We start from the raw sequence: 18,781 nt of genomic DNA on the forward strand, positions 1-18,781 counted from the left end.
CAAAATTAGCAGATGAAAGCACATTATCCAATCCTATGCTTAGCTCTTTTTTTACTCTTGGCCTGCCAACATCGAAAAGAAGAACGTGCCTGGCAAGAACGACTCCGCCAAGCCGATGAACAAGCCGAGGCCAGAAAAGCCCGAGAGCAGGCCATAGCCGCCAAATCATTGGCTGATTCTGCCCGGCAAATGCAGGCTTACCGCCAATCTCGAGAGGGAAGAATAAAGATAGAGCAAGAAACAGGCTTAGGCAGCCAATTTGGTAAGGGGCTCCTGCCCAGCAGCCTGAAAAATAACCAACCCCTAATTAGCTTTATGACTGGCCCCTGCTATGGAGAATGTCCACAATATCACCTATATTTTTGGGCGAATGGAGATGTTCTCTATGAAGGCCTCGCCTTTGCCGAACCCATGGGCAAAAGAGAATGCAAAATAGACCCCAAAAAATTAAAGACCTTATTAGCCAATTGGACCCCCGCTTTTGAAACCTGGCAACGGTATTACCCCCAAGAAGAAGAACCCCTAGAGGGCTTCCCTTTTAAAGCTATTTCACTAAAATTGCCCCAAGGACAAAAAATAATTTTAGATTATCACGATGCCCCTAAAGGCTTGATTCAGTTGGAGAAAAGTATCGATTCACTGGCCAAAGCTAGCTTTGATTCCCCTATGAAAACCATTTTTTAGGCAAAAAGATTTGGATAATCCAAAGCCCTGCCCTATATTTGCAATCGCTTCGACAGAGAAGCATACCCCTTAAAAAGGTCGCGTGGCCGAGTGGCTAGGCAGAGGTCTGCAAAACCTTGTACGGCGGTTCGAATCCGCCCGCGACCTCCAAAACAGTTAGCATTTTTGCTGACTGTTTTTTTTTTGCCCCTAGGCAGTTGGGCCAAAAAAAGGGCAGCTGGAAACTCCAGCTGCCCTTTTTCGCTTTAACGGCTCGCTATTTAGCAAAGAGGCCCAAGTTCTCGACCAGCTCATAGCTGGCCACCGCCTTGAGCTGCTGCTCTTGCTCCGCCGAAAGCATGCCCGTGATTTCTACGGCTTCTATCTTGCCAATATTATCGGGTAGGGCAATTTTGGCCAGCTCTCTTTCGCTATTCTCTTCTTTTAGATAAAAGCGACTTTCACTAATGGCATTGCGCCGCTCCAAACGGCCAATATCTCGGCCACGCTCGTCGACCAACTGACCATTGGGGCGGAGCAGCCCAACTAGGCGCTCATCTCGCCGAATTTCGGTCCCTTTGGTGCTGGTCCGAAAGACATACTCATGCTCTAGCGTAAGCACATAGACCAAATTGTTTTTCCCCGGACCAATATAGCTGCGAAAAGCATAGGCAAAAACAGGCTGCCCCTCCGGAGAGAGAAAAACACCCTTGCCCTGCCGCTGATTGCTCTTTTCAACCACCTGGTCTACCTCTTTGGCAGAAATGCCCGCAGACCAAGGAACAAAGCCGCCCTTAAAGCTAGCAATAGCCTCCTTAAGGCTGGCTAAGTCTTCTTCTAACTCGCCTTCATCGGGCTGTACATTGCGCAAAAAGCGAAGCAGGAAGAAAATACCCGCAATCAAGAGTAATACAACAAGGGCAATTATGGCAAAAATATTCATAGGAGAGGGATTAAAAGTTATTCTTCATCTTTGTAGCGAATGCGATAGACCTTAGAGCAGACCCGGCAGTAAAAACGGCCCATGTACTGCTTGGCGTTGATGATGTCCTCATCCCGTTTTTCGTTTTTTACCGATTTTACAGAAGAAAACTCTGGATTGGTCTTCATAAATTTATTATGGACCATGCAACGCTGCATGCTGGCCTTGTTTCCACGAGCACGCTCCTCTGCCGCAAATTGCTTTTCTTCTTTGGTCAGCAACTTGGTGCAAACCGAGCAATAACGACGATAATTGAGCTGATAGGCAAATGGATAGGCCTCACTACGGCGAAAATCAGAGGCATTGGCCCGATAATTATCGCTGAGTTTCATCTTCTTTTTGTGCAAAGGACATTTGCGCATGGTGTTTTTCTCCTCACGACTGAGGTTTTCCAAATCGGGCTGGGCCCAGCTAGCTACGGCTAGCAAAAGAAAGCAAAAGCTTAAAAAATAAGAGAGTTTCATAAATGTCGTTTTGTTAAGTTCTTGGCCAATTCTGCAAGAATTGTGCATTTTAGCCCTTTGGCTCCAAACTATCTGTGGGGCAAGACCATTGCCAATTAGATAAGGGAAAGCGTTGGGCTTTATAAACAAAATGCCACCACTCGGTCCGAATGGTAGAAAAACCAGCCGCCTGCATCTGCTGCCGCAACAATTTACGGTTTTTATTGACTTCTTCCGAATGTTGGGTATAGGACCAATAGGCTTCTTTGCCAAAATAATCAAAGGGAGTGCCCATATCCAATTCCCGACCCAAACTATCCACCAAACTGAGATCTAAGGCGTTGCCACGGCTGTGCATAGAGCCCTGCTTGGGCGGATGCACATAACGAGGGTCTGGCGTTTTCTTCCAAAGGGCCCACTGCGCCGAAGAGGGCCGGTAGCAATCAAAGAATTTAAGACTTAGGCCTATACTATCCAAATTCTGCTGCACTTTCATTAAGGATTTGGCCACCGCCAAACGACTATAACAGCCCGGACAATCATAGACCTGCAATTCCATAAAGTTGTTGCTCGTCGCATAACGGATTTCATATTCCGCCTGCGGAATCAATTGCTGCAAATCTACCCAGGCACTATCCTCCAAAGAAAGTAAGGAGTCCCGAATTTCTAATTGCCGAAGCCGACGAGCTTCTGCGTATAAAAATGCTGTATCTTCGGCCGGAGCCAAAGATACAGCACTGTCTGTTTTTTCTTCTGAACTAGGCTCCGCTTTTTCTTCTACAACCTCGCCTTGACAGGCAAGCAAAAAAAGCAAACTCAGCAGTAAAAAAGGGCTAAACTTATCCATATTTTAAATTGCGGTCCATATCGCGCTTGAGGTCCTTTTGCTTCAGACTGTCGCGCTTATCAAAACTCTTTTTACCACGGGCCAAGGCAATTTCTAACTTTACCTTCCCCCGCTCATTTAAATAAAGGCGATAAGGTACAATAGAAAATCCTTTTTCCTTTACTCGACCCAGCAATTTCTTAATTTCTTGTTTGTGGGCCAAGAGCTTACGAGGCCGCAAAGGCTCATGATTGTTGTAGGTCCCTAGCTCATAAACCGAAATGTGCAGCTTTTCCAACAAAAGCTCGCCCTCTACTACCCGACAAAAAGCATCGCCCATATTGACTTTGCCCTGACGAATAGACTTAATTTCGGTCCCTTGCAATACAATCCCCACTTCTAGGGTGTACACAAATTCATATAAATGCCGCGCTTTGCGGTTGACGATTTCGATTTTATTCTTAAATTCCATGAGTTGTTATTTTTTTGGGGCTTCCCCTCGCTTCGCTCGGGTCGGGCTGTTTCGCAGCTCGCTGTTCGCTCGGCCCTGCGCCGCCTTTGGCGGCTGGGTCTGGCCCTGCGGGCCACTGCTGTCCATCCCTAAGCCTGCGGCGGCTTCGCCGCCTGCAAAACCCAGAAGAAAGCCTTTTTCTTGATTTCGGGGGCATAACTTTTTTGCCTTCGGCAAAGTTCCAACTTTAGCAAAGGCGAACAAAAAGGTGCTGCCCCAATTTTTTGCTCAGTTGCAGTTGTGTGCCATCTTTTTTCTGGACCAACAAGCTGCCATCAAAGCTAAAGTGCTTAATGAGCTGCAGCTCTACGCCTAGTTGTAGGCCCAATTCTTCTAAGTAGCGGAGAAAGTCGGCATCATCCTCTTTGACGCCCACAATGCGAGCGCATTGCCCCTCTTTTAGCTCGGCCAAAATGATATGCTCTAGCACATGAAAATTGCCCTCTGCATCTGGAATGGGGTCGCCATGTGGGTCTACTTTGGGGTAGCCCAAAAAAGCATCTAGACGGTCCACCAATTCTATAGAGCGAATATGCTCGAGCTGTTCGGCTAGAGGGTGGACCTCATCCCAGCTAAAGTCTAGTTTTTCTACCAAAAAGGTTTCCCAAAGGCGGTGCTTTCGGATAAGGGCCAAGGCCTGCTGCTTGCCTTGGGGGTTGAGGCGCACCCCCTTATATTTTTCATAAACAATTAGCTCTTTTTCAGATAGGCGGCGGAGCATATCGCTGACCGAGGCGGCAGAAATCTGTACCTCCTGAGCAATGGCGTTGGTAGATACTGGCCCAGGGGCGAGGTCGGCCAATTTATAGATGGCCTTTAGGTAGTTTTCTTCTGTGATGGAGAGGTCTAGCTCATTCATAGATTTTGTAGCGTCTAGAAGCGGGCGCAGCCCGCTGGCTTAGGGATGGTAACTGTTGGCCGTCAGGCCAGACCGAGGCGGCGAAGCTGCCGAAGGGCCGAGCGAACAGCGAGACAGTGCACAGCCCGACCCGGAGCGAAGCGAAGGGAAAGCCCCTAAAAAAACACTTCTGCTCCTCCTTTAGGCTCTATTGTATGGCATTTCGCCAGTTGAGGACTTCGGCATTCCAGGCGCTGCGGTATTGGCTGCTACGTTGGAGTATCCATTGGCCCTCATAGGCACTAAAGGTAAAATGGACGGGATAGCGGCCGCGACTGCTGCCATAGTACCAGTGCAATTCCTTATTGGTTTGTCGAATAAGTTGTGGCGGCCCAAAGATAGTATAAATTATTCCTCTATCCGTTTTCCAGCCTTCTTTATAGCTGCTAAAGCTCTGGTTGGCGTACTCCATGCGGCCATAATAGCTTTTGATGAGTTTTCGGGCCACGGCTTCTTTTCGGCTTCGGGCCAGCCAAAATTCGTCTAGGGCCTTTTTGGGACTTTCGGCCTTATTCATCTTATTATACTCTATATTTTTCGTGATATATCGGCTACCGAGAATAAGGTCTTTGATGCGGTTAATTTTGGGGAAATCCTCGCCAAAGTAGTTGAGATAAATGCCCTGGCTGGCGTTGCTATCGCTCCGAATCCAGTAGAGTCCCTCTTGGCTGAGTTGTAGCTCTTGGCCCTTTTTGACCCAAAATCGGGCTTTGGCGCTTTGGTTTTGGCCCAAAAAGATGCCGCTATTATTGCTGTATGGGGGAGGGGCGGGGGCTTGAGATTTTGGAAAAAAATCGATACAAAAGAGCTGTATAGAGTCGGCGGCGCTAGCCAACTGTAAAATATCAGCGGCTTTGGCGTAGCTGCCCAGAAAGGGGCGGTCATCGCTATGTTCTAGGTAAATCTCTTGGCCAATTTGTCGCTCCGGACCATTGAGGTAGAAGAGTTGGGTGCTCAGCAGCTTCTTTTGGGGCGAAGCAATTTGTAATTTGAGGACCAATGGCTGGCCCCCCACCTTAAAATCGCCTAACTTTAGGCTTTGGGCCTGCCCCAACTCCACGGCCTGAAAATCGAGGACCTCATGATACAAAAGGGTCTCTTTGCTCTGATGTGGATAGACTTGAACATCAAGGATGTAGTTGCTTTTGGGGTGCTCCCAGCGCAGATAAAAATGCTGCCCTTTTTGGATGCAGTCGGTCCGTAAAACCATCGCTTTATCATACTGCTGATACTCTAGCTTATAGAAGGGACTATAATGGCTGGGGGCGCAGGCTTGTAGACCAAAAATGAGAAGAAAAAGAATGGGAGAGAGGCGCATATTTGTGAATTTGTTGTCTATCAAAATTAAGAAATATCTCTGTGTTTGCTGCTGCTTTGGCCTTTTTGCCTAAGCCATCGATTTGAACTTTTTGTGCTATTTTGGCTTTAGCCCATCAAATAAAAAAAGCAAAACTAATGAAAAAGACCAATGCCATGCGGCTATTAGCAGCGGCAAAAATTCCCTATAAAAGCATTTTATATCAGTACGATAGCGAGAACCTAGATGTGGCCAAAATTGCCGAAGAAAACGGATTGCCCCTGGCCCAGATTTACAAAAGTTTGGTCCTGCAGGGCAGCAATAAGCAGCTCTTAATGGCTTTGGTGCCTGGCGATCGGCAATTGGACCTCAAAGGGCTCAAAAAAAGTTTGGGCATTAAGCAACTAGAGCTTTTACCTCAAGCTCAGCTACAAGCTAAAACAGGCTACATCCGTGGAGGTTGTAGCCCCTTGGGCCTCAAGCAGCCTATACCCATTTATATGGACCAAAAGGCGCTAGATTTGCCCCTATTTGCCATCAATGCAGGCAAAAGAGGGATTTTGCTAGAACTCTCCCCCTTGGCCCTTAAGGAGCTCTTGCAAATAGAAGTTTTGCCGCTTTCTAAGGCTTAGGGCCATAGAAAAAGGGCAATCGGAATTCTCCGATTGCCCTTTTGTCATTTAGGCCTGATCTTCAAGCATGCCCAATTCTTCATTTCGTTTTTTCTCTTGCTTTTTCGCAATGTTAATGCTTAGCTCATAGAGAATGTAAACGGGAATAGAAACAATAATTTGCGTCATGACATCTGGGGGCGTAATCATTGCCGAAAGCAAAAGAATCCCAATGATGGAATGCCGACGATATTGCCGCATTCCCGCAGAGGTGACAATCCCCATACGGGCCAAATAGTACACAATAATAGGCAGTTCGAAAATAAGGCCAGCAGGCAAGGTGAACATAATCATATAGTTCACAAAAGACTTGGCCTTAATAATGCTTTGGCCCTCATTGACCATAGGTAGCTGATAGCCCACCAAAAAGTTGATCGCAAAAGGCGATAAAATGAAGTAGCCAAAAGCTACCCCCAACAAAAAGAGCAAACTCCCCACGCCCACTACGCCACGAGTGGCGCTCACCTCGCTATTATAGAGGCCTGGACGAACAAATTTCCAGAACTCATAAAGCACATAAGGAAAAGAGACAATCAATCCCCCAATTAAGCAGACTTTGATGTGGAGCAAAAAGGCTTCCCCCATATCAAAGGTTTGTAGCTCGGGGTTAACTGGCGTATAGCAAAGGGCTTTGGTCCCTAGCTGTTCCGAAATGCCACAAAATAACTTGTAGGTAATGAAGTTGGGGTCTAGCGGACCAAAAATGACATATTTAAAGACCAGCTCTGTGGCAAAGAACATCACAATAGCCGCTGCACTAATGCCGATAAAGGCGCGAATGAGGTGCATCCGCAGCTCATCCAAATGCTCGACAAAGCTCATTTCGGCCCCCTCGCCATCTTGTTCTTGTTGGCGCTGGGCCCTTCGCTTGATGAAAGAAAGTAAGGCCATGAATTAGTAGTTAGCAGGGGCAAATATACCCCCTAAAGAAAAAAAGTCCCAAGGGAGAAGACTCCCTTGGGCCAAAAAGGTTTAGGCTTCTTCTGTATTCTCTTCAGTGGCTTCCTCTTCTTCTTCATCATCGGCGCCAGGACGAAACTCTACCTCTTCCCCTTTTAAGGTCGCTTTGAGGTAGTCGTTGAGCTCGCGAATCTCTTCGCGGTTGTATTTATTGCCCGGGTTGGTCAAAAGGTCTAGATAGTACTCTAGGCTAGAGATATCATTCTCTTCCTCCCAAGCCGCTAGGCTGAATGTCCAATCTTTCGATTCGGCATATTCATAAACTAAGCGAAGAGACTTAACCAAGGTAGGCTGCTCTAACTCAATGTACATTTGACGAAGCGCCTTCATTTTATCGACCATGGGCTCGCTAAAGCCGTTTTGGTCCAAGTACATTTGACGAATCGCTTCAATCGGCTTCTGAATAGCCGCCTCTCTTAGGCGGGGATCATCCATGTTGTTTCTACGCATGATGTAAACTTCTTTCTAAAGATTGGAATAATTTCAAGCCACAAACTTACAAAAAATAGCCTACTTTTTCAGCAGCTTAATTTGAATGCGCTCATTTTTCGCCCGACCCGCCGAACTATCATTCAAGGCAATGGGCCGCGCCTGTCCATATCCCCGATATTTTAAGCGACTGCGATGCACTCCAGAGGCCACCAAATAGTCATATACGGCCTTGGCCCGCTTCTTCGATAGAAAATGATTTTCTCTGGGATCCCCTTTGTTGCTGGTGTGCCCCGATATCTCAATCTCGTAGCTGGGGTTCATCTCCATGATCTTGGCCAAATTATCCAACTCTTCTTTGGCCCCCTCCAAAAATATCGCATTGCCCCGCTCAAATTGAACCTGCTCCAAAATATCTACCTGATTGAGGCGGTATTCTTTGCGATTCAAACGAACATCCAAGACAATTTTTTCCCGCCGCTGCGTATTGAGCATCTCAAAACTCCCACAATTACATGTGAAATTTGACTTCTGACTGGTCAAACAAACATCATCTATAAAGTAGTAGGCAAAGTCTACATGCGGATTGCGAAAAGAATCCACTTCTATCGCTCCAGTCACTTTGGTCGAACGATCATCCTGAAAATTTCCCAAAATTAAGAAGTTTTCTCCCCCCTCTGCTACATAGTCTCCCTGCACTTCTACCCACTGCCGCTGGTCCAAGGGCGAACGGTCCTGATTGAATAAATAAGTGAATTTTATATTCTGCAAAACGGCCTCGTCTTCCTGCTCCATCGGAAAACGACTGGCCCCAGCCCCAAATGCCCCCAATGCCCGATTAGAGGCCTCGGCCAAATAGAGCTGCGCCTTGATGCAGTAGGTCTCGCCCCGCTTGAGCGGATGCTTGAGCTTGACCTGAACATATTCCCGATAATCTCTTTTACTATAGCGACTAGTATAGGCATATACTCCCGCATATCCCCGCCCCGTCTTGGCCTTGGTCCGCCCCATTTTGTTCCGAGGCACCGCTACATTACTGCCCTCCGATCGCTCATGGTAGTAGTCGGCTCCGGCCAAATTAGCCCCACCCCAATAGGTCGATAAACTGATCTGCCCCAGGTCTTTAGGGTACTGCTTCCGATATTGCTCAAAACTAGGATTGCGCACTATATTTTGTAATACCTGCGCCTGCAAACTGCCAAAAAGGACCAAAAACAAAAGACTAAAGTTGTATTTCATCTGATTTTCTGCTTTTTATAGCCCCAAAGATACAGAAGCAGACGGAATATGCCTTGAAGATGTTCGATATTTTGGGGCTGCCCCGCCCTGCGGGCGGGTCGGGCTGTGTCGTGGCTCGCAGGTCTGCTCGGCCCTGCAGTTTTTCGCTACGCTCAAAAACTTTGGTCTGCGGCTTCGCCGCACCACTTTCCATCCCTCAGCCTGCGGGCCTTCGGCCCTGCAAAACCGCAGTAAATACAAGCTCTAAGCCATAAAGAAGCAGGCCCAAAAGGGAAAAAAAGCCGTATTTTCCTCAAAAAAAATTAACTTTGGTCAAAGTCAAAACAAAGCTATGAACTACCTGAAAAAATATGCAAAACTCTTGGTCGGCTACTCCCTAAGTGTACAGCTCGGCGAAAGAGTATATATCGCTTCTACCACTCTGGCCGAAGATTTAGTCCGTGAGGTGTATGCCGAGGTGCTCAAAGCCGGAGGCATTCCTTATGTTAGCCTTAGCTTTAGAGAACAAGGCCGCCTGCTCAACCAATACGGCGAAACCCCTCAGCTAGAAGCTATTGACCCTATCTATGCACAGGCTATGCAGGAGTTTGAATGCTATCTCTATATTAGAGCGCCCTTCTATGGCCAACTCTGCTATAGCCCCAATGGCGATAAACAAAAACTCAGAGCCCTAGCGCATGCGCCTTATCGCAAATTATATAGCGAACGAACAGCCGACCTGCGCCTAAAACGCAGCCTTTGCGAATATCCCACTATGGCCCATGCCCAAAATGCTGGCCTAAGCCTAGATGAATATACCGATTTTATCTATACCGCCTGCCGCTTAGATGCAGCAGACCCCAAAGCCGCTTGGGAGGCCCTAAGCAGAGAGCAGCAAGGCATTGTGGACCACCTCAATGCTTGTAGCCAAATTCACTATAAAGGCGAAGGAATCGATATTCAGTTTAGTACAGCTGGCCGCAAATGGATCAACTCCGACGGAAAAACAAATATGCCTTCCGGAGAGGTCTATACCGCCCCCGTAGAAGATTCCGTAGAAGGCCAAATCCATTTCGCTTATCCCTCCATTTTTCAAGGCCAAGAGGTCGAAGGAATTACGCTTTGGGTTAAAGCTGGAGAAATTCAACGTTGGGAGGCCAAAAAAGGACAAAAACTATTGGACCAAATCTTTGAAATCCCCGGCGCCCGCCGCTTCGGCGAGGCCGCTATCGGCACCAACCGAGATATTCAACGCCCCGTCAAAAATATTCTCTTCGATGAGAAGATTGGCGGAACGGTACATATGGCCGTGGGACAAACCTATATGCAGTGTGGGGGCAAAAATCAATCTGCTATCCATTGGGATATGATCGCCGAAATGAAAAATGGCGGAGAAATCTGGGCCGATGGCGAAAAGATTTATGACTCTGGCCAGTTTTTATTAGGCTAAATAATTAAAAATCAGTTTAACAGAACTAAATAAAGTATTCAAATGAAAAATGTTGTTGTGATAGGTGCAGGAACTATGGGAAATGGAATTGCCCACGTTTTTGCCATGCAGGGCTATAAGGTCCAATTGGTAGATGTATCTGAACAAGCACTAAGCAAAGCCATGGCGACCATCGAAAAGAATTTGGACCGCATGCTGCGCAAAGAGAAAATTGATGAGGCCGGCAAAACAGCTACTCTCGCTAATATTACTCCCGGCGCTGATCTCACTAAGGCCGCAGCCAATGCCGACCTAATCGTAGAGGCCGCTACAGAAAATGTAGATCTCAAACTCAAGATCTTTAAGCAAATGGATGAGGCCGCTCCCGAAGGCTGTATTTTGGCCACAAATACCTCTTCTATTTCTATTACAAAGATCGCCGCCGTGACTAGCCGCCCCGAATTGGTCATCGGTATGCACTTTATGAACCCCGTACCCGTCATGAAACTGGTCGAGGTCATCCGTGGATATGCCACCTCCGATGAGACTCTAAATACCATTATGGAGCTCTCTAAAAACCTGAAGAAGGTCCCTGTAGAAGTGAATGATTATCCCGGCTTCATTGCTAACCGTATCCTCATGCCGATGATTAACGAGGCCATTTATAGCCTTTATGAGTCGGTAGCTGGTGTAGAAGAAATTGATACCGTGATGAAGTTAGGCATGGCGCATCCTATGGGCCCCTTGCAACTAGCCGACTTTATCGGACTAGATGTTTGTTTGTCTATTCTCAATGTTCTCTATGATGGCTTTGGCCAAGATAAATATGCTCCCTGTCCCTTGCTGGTCAATATGGTCACTGCAGGTAAACTAGGCGCCAAAACAGGCGAAGGCTTCTACCGCTATACACCTGGCAGCAAAGATAAAGAAGTGGCTCCCTTCTTTAAGAAATAGACTATTTCCTTAGGCAGTGGGCTTGCCCACTGCCTCTTTTTCCTCTTGCCATGCTCACGAATAAATTTAAGGTTAGAAAACATAAAAATAAAACTCGCTCTACTTCTCAACAGCATTATCAGCGAGTGAGTAAGTACCTGCGCAATATTGCTTTAGCTGCAGGCTTACTGGTCCTTACGGTCCTTATTGGGGTCGTGGGCTTTATGTTTATTGATAACTATAGCCTTTCCGATGCGTTTTATATGACCATCATTACTTTATCGACGGTGGGCTATGGCGAGATTCAGCCGCTTTCTTTTAATGGGCGCCTGTTTACCTCTTTCATCATTATTTTCAATATCGGAATTTTTGCCTATGCTATTTCGGTCCTTTCTTCTTTTATCATTGAAGGGGACCTGCGGAAATTCATGAAAGATTATCGTATGTATCAGAAAATACAATCTTTGCATAACCACACGATTATTTGTGGCTTTGGGCGACACGGTCGGGAGATTTCTCAGGAGCTGACCAAAAATAAGTTGCCCTATGTTATTATTGAAAGCGATGAGGAAAAGGTGGAGGAGCTCCGCAAAGGCGGCTATGCCTTTATTGAGGGAGATGCGGCTATGGACCAAACTCTTTTGGATGCGGGCATTGAGCATGCCATGTCTATTGTGGTCACTTTTGGCGATGATGCCTTAAATGTATATACGGTACTTACCGCCCGAGAACTAAATAAGTTGGTCCGAGTGATTGCCCGGGCCTCTAACCATTCGGTAGAGCGAAAACTCTTGCGCGCTGGGGCCGATTATGCCGTTTTATCAGAGGTGATTGGAGGCTTTTATATGGCCACTCTTATTTATCAGCCCCGAATGGTGGAGTTTCTCAACCTCTTGTCCAATTTGGGCAATGATGTCTCTATGAGCTTTAAGGAGGTAGATTATAAAGATTTGCGGCCAGAGTTTAAAGATAAACAGATTAGAGACCTGAATCTGCGCTCCCAAACTGGGGTAAATATCATTGGGGCCCGCTTGGCCAATGGTAAGTATATTATTAACCCTGGACCAGATACGGCGATTATCAAAGGGATGAGTCTGGTTATTCTAGGCGATGAGGAGCAGGTAGAAACCTTTGAGCGGGTAGTCATGCATCCCAAACATCGCCCACTTGCGTAGCTGGGTCATTTTGTTGTATGAAGGGCTGTTTCCTAGGCCTCTTCAACTGACTCAAGCGGAGGAGCAACTGCTTGAGCAGCTCTTCCCTGAGTTGCAAGGGGCCAAGATTGAATTATACGAGCAGCTGCCTTGGTTTATGCTGGGGAGTTTTGCCGTGGGGGTGGCCTTGCCGCATAGTTTTAGCCGCCGAAAAATTAGGCTGTACATTGATAAGCCCGAAGGCCCTTTGGGCCTGAATAATTTAGCCACTATTGTGCATGAGCTTTGCCATGCGCAGCAATATGCTTTATTGGCCCGCAAGCATTGGGGCTTTGGTTTTTTTAGGCCGTTTATGGGCTATTATTTTGGGCATTTTATGGCCCAGTTTTTCAACTTACTGTTTAGAGAGGGCTGGCGCAAAGCGGCCTATCTGGCTTATCGAGAACATCCTTTGGAGCGCTTACCTTATGCCTATGAGGCCGATTTTATGGCCCATTATCCTCAGTTAGCCTCGCTTTCTCCTTTTCGGCAGCCGATGCCTAAGCGCCCGCCTTTATGGGCCCATGCTCTGGGCTTGTTCTTTGCCTTTATACTGGCCCTGATTCGCCCATGTTTAGAGGGCTTGTTATTATTGAGCGTTTTTCCACTCTATCATTTGCTTCGACGGTTATAGCGGAAAGCAAAAAGGGAGCAACAGCCTAAGCTGTTGCTCCCTTTTTGCGCTGCGGTCCCGATTAAAACGGATTAGTGGCCCAGACGGTGAGTTCTGGAATAAAGCCGCGGTCGTCCATTTCTAGGGCAGAGGCAATGGCGTGTGCAATCTCTTGGCTGCGGAGCTTTTTGGCCTCTTCTGCTCGCTCGACCCGATCTTTTTGGTTAAAGGCCGTAGTGACCTCTGAGGGGTTGACCAACTGCACCCGAATATTGTGGGGGCGGAGTTCGGCCTGCCAGCATTGGGTGAGTCCACGAAGGGCAAATTTAGAAGAAGCATAGATAGAGCCGGTGGCAAAGCCTTTGAGGCCAGCGGTAGAAGCAATATTAACAATATTGCCCTTTTGGGCCTTGAGTTGAGGCAAAAAGGCTTGGGTGAGTAAGCTAAGGCCAAAGACATTGGTCATATAGACCTTTTGGAACTGCTCTAGGCTGAGCTCGCCCAAGGGGGCAAACTCTCCGATGCCCGCATTATTGATGAGGACATCAATGGGGGCGCCCATAATATCCTGGACCTTTTGAGCGGCTGTAGCAAACTGCTCGCTATCGGCCATGTCTAGGGCGAGGGCTGTAGCGCCAATTTCTTGGGCCACCTTTTCGAGCTTTTCGGCATTGCGGCCTGTGATGAGGACCTTGGCCCCTTTTTCAATGAGTAGTTGAGCCGTGGCTTTTCCGATTCCCGAGCTTCCGCCCGTAACGACTACTGTTGCATTTTGGAGTTGCATATTCTAATTTTATAATGGTGATTAATGGCGTTCTACAGGGCCGAAGGCCCGCAGGCCTAGCGATGTGAAAGGGGGGGCGTTAGGCCAGACCGAGCCAGCTTGCTGGCGAAGGGCCGAGCGAATAGCGAGCCCTGAAACGTAGCGCCGCAGCTTTGCTGCGGAGGCCCCAAATCAATATAACAGCAGAACAAAAAAAAGTTGAGCGAGCATAAAAAAAGCAGCCGAAAAAATCGACTGCTTAGGGCTTAATTCTTATCAATAAGTCCGGCATCTTCATCTAGGCCACGGAAGCCTTCTCCGACCCGTTCTCCATTTTCGTAGCGGCCCACAAAAGCCGTTTTGAAGCGGCTATGGTCCAGAATATAAGAGAGTACATTGAGGGCTTCTGACTTGGTTTTGAAGCCTTCGGAGCCGTCTGCATTGCTTTCTAGGGGCAGAATCATGACTCGGGTAATGCCGCCATCAATGGGTTCGAAGCCCAGGCGATAATCGAGTAGAGGGCCCTCTTGCAGTTCCTCGAAGCGGTAGGCGCGATATTTACGAACGGCGGCCACTTGGATTTGGTAGGCCACGCCTTCTTCGGCTTCGGGAGTGGGGGCATAGAGTTCAAAAATACCTGCTTCTTCGGGCGTTTCTTCGGGCTCGGTATTGGCGGTAGTTTCGCTCATATAAGGGACGAGGACCTCATCTTGCCAGTAGACCTCTCCGGTCATAGAGAGTTTGGCCACTTCTTGGGCTTTGATGAAGAGGTCATAGACCTCGCTATCCTCGGCATAGGGCTCGCCAGTGCTTTCATTTAGGGGCACTTCATCGGGTAGGAGGTAGGCCATGTCTCGGTCCGAAAACTCCTCGGGGACCACAATAAAGCGGGCCTCTATTTGGGGGGCTTCGGGAGTGATTTCTGGAACGGCGGCTACCTTGGCCTTGGGCAAAACGAAGTTGCGTTGTTTCTTTTCATTGGGTTGGGTGTCCTCTGTAGAGAGAGTTTTGAGGAGTTTGGGATAGCCCTCCGCGCTAATTTCAAAGAGATATTCCTTTTTGGTTTTGAGGTCAAACTTATACTCGCCCACGGCCAGCATTTTGTCGCTAATGAGTTCTTCATTGCCATCAATAACCTCAAAGAGTTTGATATTGACATCTTCTAGGGGGCCTTCTTTGCCCTCTCCCATAATTTTACCCGAGAGGAAGAAGCGGCTTCCTTCTTGGCCAAAATGGAAAATATCATCATTGGTGGTGGTCACTTTATGAGGGTCAAAGGTGCGGTTAGAGACCAAATAGCCGCCTTTGTGGGCTTCATTGATGATAAAATAGAGGTCGTCCGCTGCCGAGTTGAGGGGGAAGCCTACATTTTGGGCCACCTCCCATTTGAGCATTTCGCCCTTAGACTTAAAGATATCAAAGCCCCCTGCGCTAATTCTGCCATTGGTAGAAAAGTAGAGCGTTTGGGAGGGAAAGTGATAGAAGGGGGTGATTTCATCGCCTGCGGTATTGATATTGGGGCCTAGGTTTTTGGGCAAAGAGAATTTGGCCTCCTTATCCTTTAGGTCTCGGCTGGCATACCAAAGGTCGAGGCCGCCCTTGCCGCCTTCTCGGTCAGAGGCAAAGTAGAGAATTTCCTTATCCTCTTTGGTGATTACAAAGGGGTGAGTGGTATTGCTTTCGGGAGCATTGATATAATCGGCTAGGGCTTGGGGATTGGCCCAGCTGCCATCCTCATTTTGCGACATGATATAGATCATGCACTGTAGTTCTCCGGCTTTCACAAAATCACATTCGGTAAAATAAAAGCGTTTGCCATCGGCCGAAAAGCTACCGTTTCCATAATGGGGCTTTTCCATTTTGCCTGCAAATAGGGTAGGGACCTGTCGGCTGCTCCAGCTATCTTCGCCTGTTTTTTGGCTGCGGTAAATCTTAGAGACCCCACTAATAGAAGAAGAAAAATAGAGCACATTATTGCTAAAGGGGATGGGCGCAAACTCGGTTTTCTCTGTGTTGATATTGAGGGCCAAGTGATTGAGCGAAATATTGGGGTTGGTATACTCCTGCGCCTTAAGGGCAAAGTTACAGCCTTGAATTTCGGTAGTAATTTTAGCCTGCATCTCTGCCTGATCGCTACCTTTATAGACCTTCAAAAATTCATTAAAGGCATCTTTGGCAGCCTGATATTGCCCCGTTTGCTTTAGGGCTAGGGCGTATTGGTAGCCGGGCTTATCATAGTTTTTCTCATTATTCTTATCCTTTACATCGGCCAAGCATTTTACGGCATTGGCATAATCGCGGACCTTGAGATAGCAAACCCCAGCCATATAGAGCAATTCTGGTTTAGAGCTCTTTTGCGTATAGGCAGATTCATAGTAGAGCGCTGCTCGACTATTATCGCCCAGCTTTTCAAATTCTGCAGCTTCTCGCTTTAGCTTTTTCCAGCTTTTCTGTGGAGCTCTTTGAGCGTCAAGCATAAAAGGAAGGAGCAGTAATCCGAGAGAGAGTAAAAGGTAATTTGTTCGTTTCATTCTAATTAGTCGTGGTTAGTTCTATTGACCGCTTAGGCCCATTTAGATTTCATCATCTTGGCTCAGGCCTCTAAAGCCCTTACCTACGCGTTCGCCATCTTTATATTCAACGACAAAGGCTTTGGTAAATTGAGTAGAGTTGATAATATGATATAAGATGTTTAGTGCTTCCGTTTTCTTTTTAAAGCCAATGCTGCCGTCTATATTGCGGCCCGGCGGCACCACCAACACCCGAGTAATATTGAGCTCGATGGTCTCAAAGCTCAGTTCATAGTCGCCCAAGGGGCCTTCTTGTAGCTCTTCGTATTTAGCGGCCTTGTATCGGCGCACGGCAGAGACCTGAATGACATAAGAAACGCCTTCTTCGGCTGCATCTTCTTGGCTTTCGTCATAGTGTTTATGTAGGCCTTTGCCTAGCTTTTTATTGTTGCTGGGCGTTTCTTCTTTGGGTTCTTCCTTGGGGGGCGTATTGGCCACAATAGGCTCTTCCTCTTCCATCAGTGGCAAGAGGTTGTTTTTGGCCCAATAGACTTTATTGGAGGGCGAGCGGGCGGCAATTTTAGCCACTCGTTCATAGAGCTCGGCCTCGGTACTGCCTGCTGGATAAGCCTTGCCCGTTTGAGGGTCTTCTGCTCGCTTGGGCAATTTAAAGGCCTTTTCTTCTCCAATATATTCTTGAGGAACAATGGCAAAGAAGGGGCTCTTAAATTCCTTTTTGGGAGCTTGAGCAACAAGCTCCGCTGCTCTTAAAGCAATGGGGTTGTTCTGCGTCTCCGATCGCTTAATGTCTAGGGTGGCCAGCTCAAAACTAGCCGTTTGATAGCCTTCTGCGGTGAGTAGGACCAAATAGCGCTTGTTGGCGTCTAGGCTGATGCTATAGCCCTGAGCAGTAAGTTTGGCACTATAAACCAGTTCTTCATTGCCTGCGGTTTGCTCAAAAAGCTGTAGTTGTACGCCTTCAATTGGCGTCTTTTTGGGGTCGTTCTCGGCATAGATAATTCCCTCCACTTTGAGCTCGATATTTTTAGCGGCTCCCAGATAGTAGATGTTTTCGTTGGCTGGAGCGGTCTGTCCTTCTATGCTGCGGTTAGATACAAAGAAACTCCCTTTGGCCCCTTCTGTATAATAGAGCTCATCGGCGGGAGAGTTGATGGGGAAGCCCAGGTTTTGGGCCAGCTCCCAACCCTTGCCCGTAGATTGGGCCTTGAAAAGGTCTAGACCGCCCGCACTCAAATGCCCATTAGAGCTAAAGTAAAGCGCCTGATCTTTTTCCGAATAGTAGGGACTCAATTCATCGGCAAAGGTGTTAATATTGGGTCCTAGATTTTGGGGCAAAGAGAAGTTGAAGGACTTGCTTTCTGCCTGTCGAATCGACCGCCAGATGTCATAACCGCCCTTGCTACCTGGACGATCCGAGGCAAAGTATAGGATTTCTTTCCCATCTTGCTCAACCACAAAGGGGTAGCTACTATTATAGTCGCTTCCATTGATATAAATGGGCAGCGGAATGGGGTTGGACCAGCGCCCACTTTCCTGCACGAGTAGATAGATGGCATATTTCCCCTTATTATTTTTCATCGAAAAATAGAAGCGGCGACCATCTGCGGTAAAGCTTCCCCCGGCAAAGTCGCCATTGATTTTGGCATTGCCATCAAAGGGGGCGGCCTTGCTCCAGCTATCTATATCGCCTGTTTTTTCACTGCTATAAAGCACCGTTTTGCGGTCTCTGCTCGAGCTAAAATAAAGCTGTCCATTTAACCAAATGGGGGCAAACTCATTCTTTTCGCCGTTAATCTGGCTCGACAAGAGCTGTAGGGGCAGCTCTTTGGCCTGTTCTGCGGCCTTGATTCCAAACTGGCAGCCATCAATTTCATGGCTAGCCCGCTCCTTCCAATAATCGGCTTGGGGACCATCATACTGTCCAATAAACTGTCGAAATGCCGATTCTGCCTGTTTATACTCTCCAGTTTGCTTTAGGGCCAAGGCATATTTCATCCCCACCAATTCATAATCTTTTTTGTCTTCGGCCTTGGCAATGACCAAATACTTTAGGGCCTGGGAATAATCTCTGGCCTTCAAAAAATAGTCTCCAGCCAGATAGGCGAGGTCTAGTTGGCTGCGCTTAAGCTCAAAAGCTTGTCCATAACGGATGCCGGCCAGGGCAAAGTCTCTGTCGGCCGCTGCGGCCTCGGCTTCTTTCTTTAGGTCTTTCCAATTTGTCTGTGCAGACAAACTCCCCCATCCCAAACACAATAGAAGCAAAAAAATAGAAGTGGTTCGTAGTATCATTATTTACACCTTTTAGCGCGCCTTTTAGCAAAAGAAATTCCTAACTGGCACTTTAATCAAACTTTTTTTGGGGGCTAATTATTTCCTCAAGCAGAATTTTGCTGCCTACAAAAATACAGCTTTTAATCATAA

General features: G+C 47.5%; 18 protein-coding genes and 1 tRNA gene. 7 read left to right on the forward strand and 12 right to left on the reverse strand.

Annotated elements, in window-relative coordinates; genetic code table 11:
• Positions 1-12: 12 nt before the first annotated feature.
• Together SGRA_RS13075 and SGRA_RS13080 are read left to right on the forward strand one after the other, a co-directional pair.
• Positions 13-684 (forward strand): DUF6438 domain-containing protein, encoded by a 672-nt coding sequence (locus SGRA_RS13075; protein ID WP_015693209.1) that lies wholly within the window; start codon positions 13-15, stop codon positions 682-684.
• 76 nt (positions 685-760) lie between these two features.
• Positions 761-834, forward strand: a tRNA-Cys gene (locus SGRA_RS13080).
• A 106-nt stretch (positions 835-940) separates the two neighbouring features.
• On the opposite strand, the gene SGRA_RS13085 is transcribed toward SGRA_RS13080, so the two are convergent.
• The 6 genes from SGRA_RS13085 to SGRA_RS13115 all read right to left on the reverse strand — a co-directional run bounded on the left by SGRA_RS13085 (position 941) and on the right by SGRA_RS13115 (position 5,641).
• Complete coding sequence (locus SGRA_RS13085) at positions 941-1,606, reverse strand: hypothetical protein (RefSeq protein ID WP_015693210.1); 666 nt, start codon at positions 1,604-1,606, stop codon at positions 941-943.
• Positions 1,607-1,623: 17 nt separating this feature from the next.
• On the reverse strand, positions 1,624-2,109 hold the full coding sequence (locus SGRA_RS13090) for a hypothetical protein (RefSeq protein ID WP_015693211.1): 486 nt from the start codon (positions 2,107-2,109) through the stop codon (positions 1,624-1,626).
• 49 nt (positions 2,110-2,158) lie between these two features.
• Complete coding sequence (locus SGRA_RS13095) at positions 2,159-2,935, reverse strand: M15 family metallopeptidase (RefSeq protein WP_015693212.1); 777 nt, start codon at positions 2,933-2,935, stop codon at positions 2,159-2,161.
• Entirely contained in the window at positions 2,928-3,386 is a 459-nt protein-coding gene (gene smpB, locus SGRA_RS13100) for an SsrA-binding protein SmpB (RefSeq protein ID WP_015693213.1), read from the reverse strand. Before smpB ends, SGRA_RS13095 begins: the two co-directional genes overlap by 8 nt.
• Before the next feature lie 226 nt (positions 3,387-3,612).
• A complete protein-coding gene (locus tag SGRA_RS13110; RefSeq protein ID WP_015693215.1) occupies positions 3,613-4,284 on the reverse strand; it encodes a metal-dependent transcriptional regulator in 672 nt (223 codons plus the stop codon).
• Between the two features lie 187 nt (positions 4,285-4,471).
• The gene (locus tag SGRA_RS13115; protein WP_015693216.1) at positions 4,472-5,641 is read right to left on the reverse strand and encodes a GWxTD domain-containing protein; all 1,170 of its coding nucleotides are present in this window, start codon (positions 5,639-5,641) and stop codon (positions 4,472-4,474) included.
• Between the two features lie 137 nt (positions 5,642-5,778).
• Between SGRA_RS13115 and SGRA_RS13120 the strand changes: the two genes are divergently transcribed.
• Complete coding sequence (locus SGRA_RS13120; protein ID WP_015693217.1) at positions 5,779-6,252, forward strand: aminoacyl-tRNA deacylase; 474 nt, start codon at positions 5,779-5,781, stop codon at positions 6,250-6,252.
• 48 nt (positions 6,253-6,300) lie between these two features.
• Here SGRA_RS13120 and tatC read toward each other — a convergent pair whose 3' ends face one another.
• The 3 genes from tatC to SGRA_RS13135 all read right to left on the reverse strand — a co-directional run bounded on the left by tatC (position 6,301) and on the right by SGRA_RS13135 (position 8,919).
• Positions 6,301-7,182: a twin-arginine translocase subunit TatC gene (gene tatC / locus SGRA_RS13125; RefSeq protein WP_015693218.1), complete on the reverse strand. Its 882-nt coding sequence runs from the start codon at positions 7,180-7,182 to the stop codon at positions 6,301-6,303.
• A gap of 81 nt (positions 7,183-7,263) precedes the next feature.
• Positions 7,264-7,701, reverse strand: a complete 438-nt coding sequence (locus SGRA_RS13130; protein ID WP_041329658.1) for a hypothetical protein — start codon at positions 7,699-7,701, stop codon at positions 7,264-7,266.
• A 60-nt stretch (positions 7,702-7,761) separates the two neighbouring features.
• Positions 7,762-8,919, reverse strand: coding sequence for an OmpA family protein (locus SGRA_RS13135; RefSeq protein WP_015693220.1), 1,158 nt, complete (start codon positions 8,917-8,919; stop codon positions 7,762-7,764).
• A gap of 331 nt (positions 8,920-9,250) precedes the next feature.
• Between SGRA_RS13135 and SGRA_RS13145 the strand changes: the two genes are divergently transcribed.
• The 4 genes from SGRA_RS13145 to SGRA_RS13160 are packed head-to-tail and all read left to right on the forward strand — an operon-like array spanning position 9,251 to position 13,087.
• Positions 9,251-10,348, forward strand: a complete 1,098-nt coding sequence (locus tag SGRA_RS13145) for an aminopeptidase (RefSeq protein ID WP_015693221.1) — start codon at positions 9,251-9,253, stop codon at positions 10,346-10,348.
• Positions 10,349-10,390: 42 nt separating this feature from the next.
• Entirely contained in the window at positions 10,391-11,281 is an 891-nt protein-coding gene (locus tag SGRA_RS13150; protein ID WP_015693222.1) for a 3-hydroxyacyl-CoA dehydrogenase family protein, read from the forward strand.
• 50 nt (positions 11,282-11,331) lie between these two features.
• Positions 11,332-12,435, forward strand: a complete 1,104-nt coding sequence (locus SGRA_RS13155) for a potassium channel family protein (RefSeq protein ID WP_015693223.1) — start codon at positions 11,332-11,334, stop codon at positions 12,433-12,435.
• A complete protein-coding gene (locus tag SGRA_RS13160; protein ID WP_015693224.1) occupies positions 12,428-13,087 on the forward strand; it encodes a hypothetical protein in 660 nt (219 codons plus the stop codon). Before SGRA_RS13155 ends, SGRA_RS13160 begins: the two co-directional genes overlap by 8 nt.
• Before the next feature lie 61 nt (positions 13,088-13,148).
• On the opposite strand, the gene SGRA_RS13165 is transcribed toward SGRA_RS13160, so the two are convergent.
• The 3 genes from SGRA_RS13165 to SGRA_RS13175 all read right to left on the reverse strand — a co-directional run bounded on the left by SGRA_RS13165 (position 13,149) and on the right by SGRA_RS13175 (position 18,649).
• The gene (locus SGRA_RS13165; RefSeq protein WP_015693225.1) at positions 13,149-13,850 is read right to left on the reverse strand and encodes an SDR family oxidoreductase; all 702 of its coding nucleotides are present in this window, start codon (positions 13,848-13,850) and stop codon (positions 13,149-13,151) included.
• 245 nt (positions 13,851-14,095) lie between these two features.
• Positions 14,096-16,360 carry a PD40 domain-containing protein gene (locus SGRA_RS13170; RefSeq protein WP_015693226.1) on the reverse strand — a complete coding sequence of 755 codons (2,265 nt, stop codon included), beginning with the start codon at positions 16,358-16,360 and terminating at the stop codon, positions 14,096-14,098.
• Positions 16,361-16,402: 42 nt separating this feature from the next.
• Positions 16,403-18,649, reverse strand: coding sequence for a carboxypeptidase-like regulatory domain-containing protein (locus SGRA_RS13175; RefSeq protein ID WP_015693227.1), 2,247 nt, complete (start codon positions 18,647-18,649; stop codon positions 16,403-16,405).
• Positions 18,650-18,781 lie beyond the last annotated feature (132 nt).

It is taken from the genome of Saprospira grandis str. Lewin, from assembly GCF_000250635.1.
Taxonomy (GTDB): Bacteria; Bacteroidota; Bacteroidia; order Chitinophagales; family Saprospiraceae; genus Saprospira; species Saprospira grandis.

Bases quoted from the DNA above. Each gene is read 5' to 3' on its own strand.
- SGRA_RS13170 (WP_015693226.1), bottom strand. From the start codon at position 16,360: ATGAAACGAACAAATTACCTTTTACTCTCTCTCGGATTACTGCTCCTT.
- SGRA_RS13115 (WP_015693216.1), bottom strand. From the start codon at position 5,641: ATGCGCCTCTCTCCCATTCTTTTTCTTCTCATTTTTGGTCTACAAGCC.
- smpB (WP_015693213.1), bottom strand. From the start codon at position 3,386: ATGGAATTTAAGAATAAAATCGAAATCGTCAACCGCAAAGCGCGGCAT.
- SGRA_RS13120 (WP_015693217.1), top strand. From the start codon at position 5,779: ATGAAAAAGACCAATGCCATGCGGCTATTAGCAGCGGCAAAAATTCCC.
- SGRA_RS13130 (WP_041329658.1), bottom strand. From the start codon at position 7,701: ATGCGTAGAAACAACATGGATGATCCCCGCCTAAGAGAGGCGGCTATT.
- SGRA_RS13165 (WP_015693225.1), bottom strand. From the start codon at position 13,850: ATGCAACTCCAAAATGCAACAGTAGTCGTTACGGGCGGAAGCTCGGGA.
- tatC (WP_015693218.1), bottom strand. From the start codon at position 7,182: ATGGCCTTACTTTCTTTCATCAAGCGAAGGGCCCAGCGCCAACAAGAA.
- SGRA_RS13090 (WP_015693211.1), bottom strand. From the start codon at position 2,109: ATGAAACTCTCTTATTTTTTAAGCTTTTGCTTTCTTTTGCTAGCCGTA.
- SGRA_RS13095 (WP_015693212.1), bottom strand. From the start codon at position 2,935: ATGGATAAGTTTAGCCCTTTTTTACTGCTGAGTTTGCTTTTTTTGCTT.
- SGRA_RS13135 (WP_015693220.1), bottom strand. From the start codon at position 8,919: ATGAAATACAACTTTAGTCTTTTGTTTTTGGTCCTTTTTGGCAGTTTG.
- SGRA_RS13110 (WP_015693215.1), bottom strand. From the start codon at position 4,284: ATGAATGAGCTAGACCTCTCCATCACAGAAGAAAACTACCTAAAGGCC.
- SGRA_RS13085 (WP_015693210.1), bottom strand. From the start codon at position 1,606: ATGAATATTTTTGCCATAATTGCCCTTGTTGTATTACTCTTGATTGCG.
- SGRA_RS13075 (WP_015693209.1), top strand. From the start codon at position 13: ATGAAAGCACATTATCCAATCCTATGCTTAGCTCTTTTTTTACTCTTG.
- SGRA_RS13155 (WP_015693223.1), top strand. From the start codon at position 11,332: ATGCTCACGAATAAATTTAAGGTTAGAAAACATAAAAATAAAACTCGC.
- SGRA_RS13175 (WP_015693227.1), bottom strand. From the start codon at position 18,649: ATGATACTACGAACCACTTCTATTTTTTTGCTTCTATTGTGTTTGGGA.
- SGRA_RS13150 (WP_015693222.1), top strand. From the start codon at position 10,391: ATGAAAAATGTTGTTGTGATAGGTGCAGGAACTATGGGAAATGGAATT.
- SGRA_RS13145 (WP_015693221.1), top strand. From the start codon at position 9,251: ATGAACTACCTGAAAAAATATGCAAAACTCTTGGTCGGCTACTCCCTA.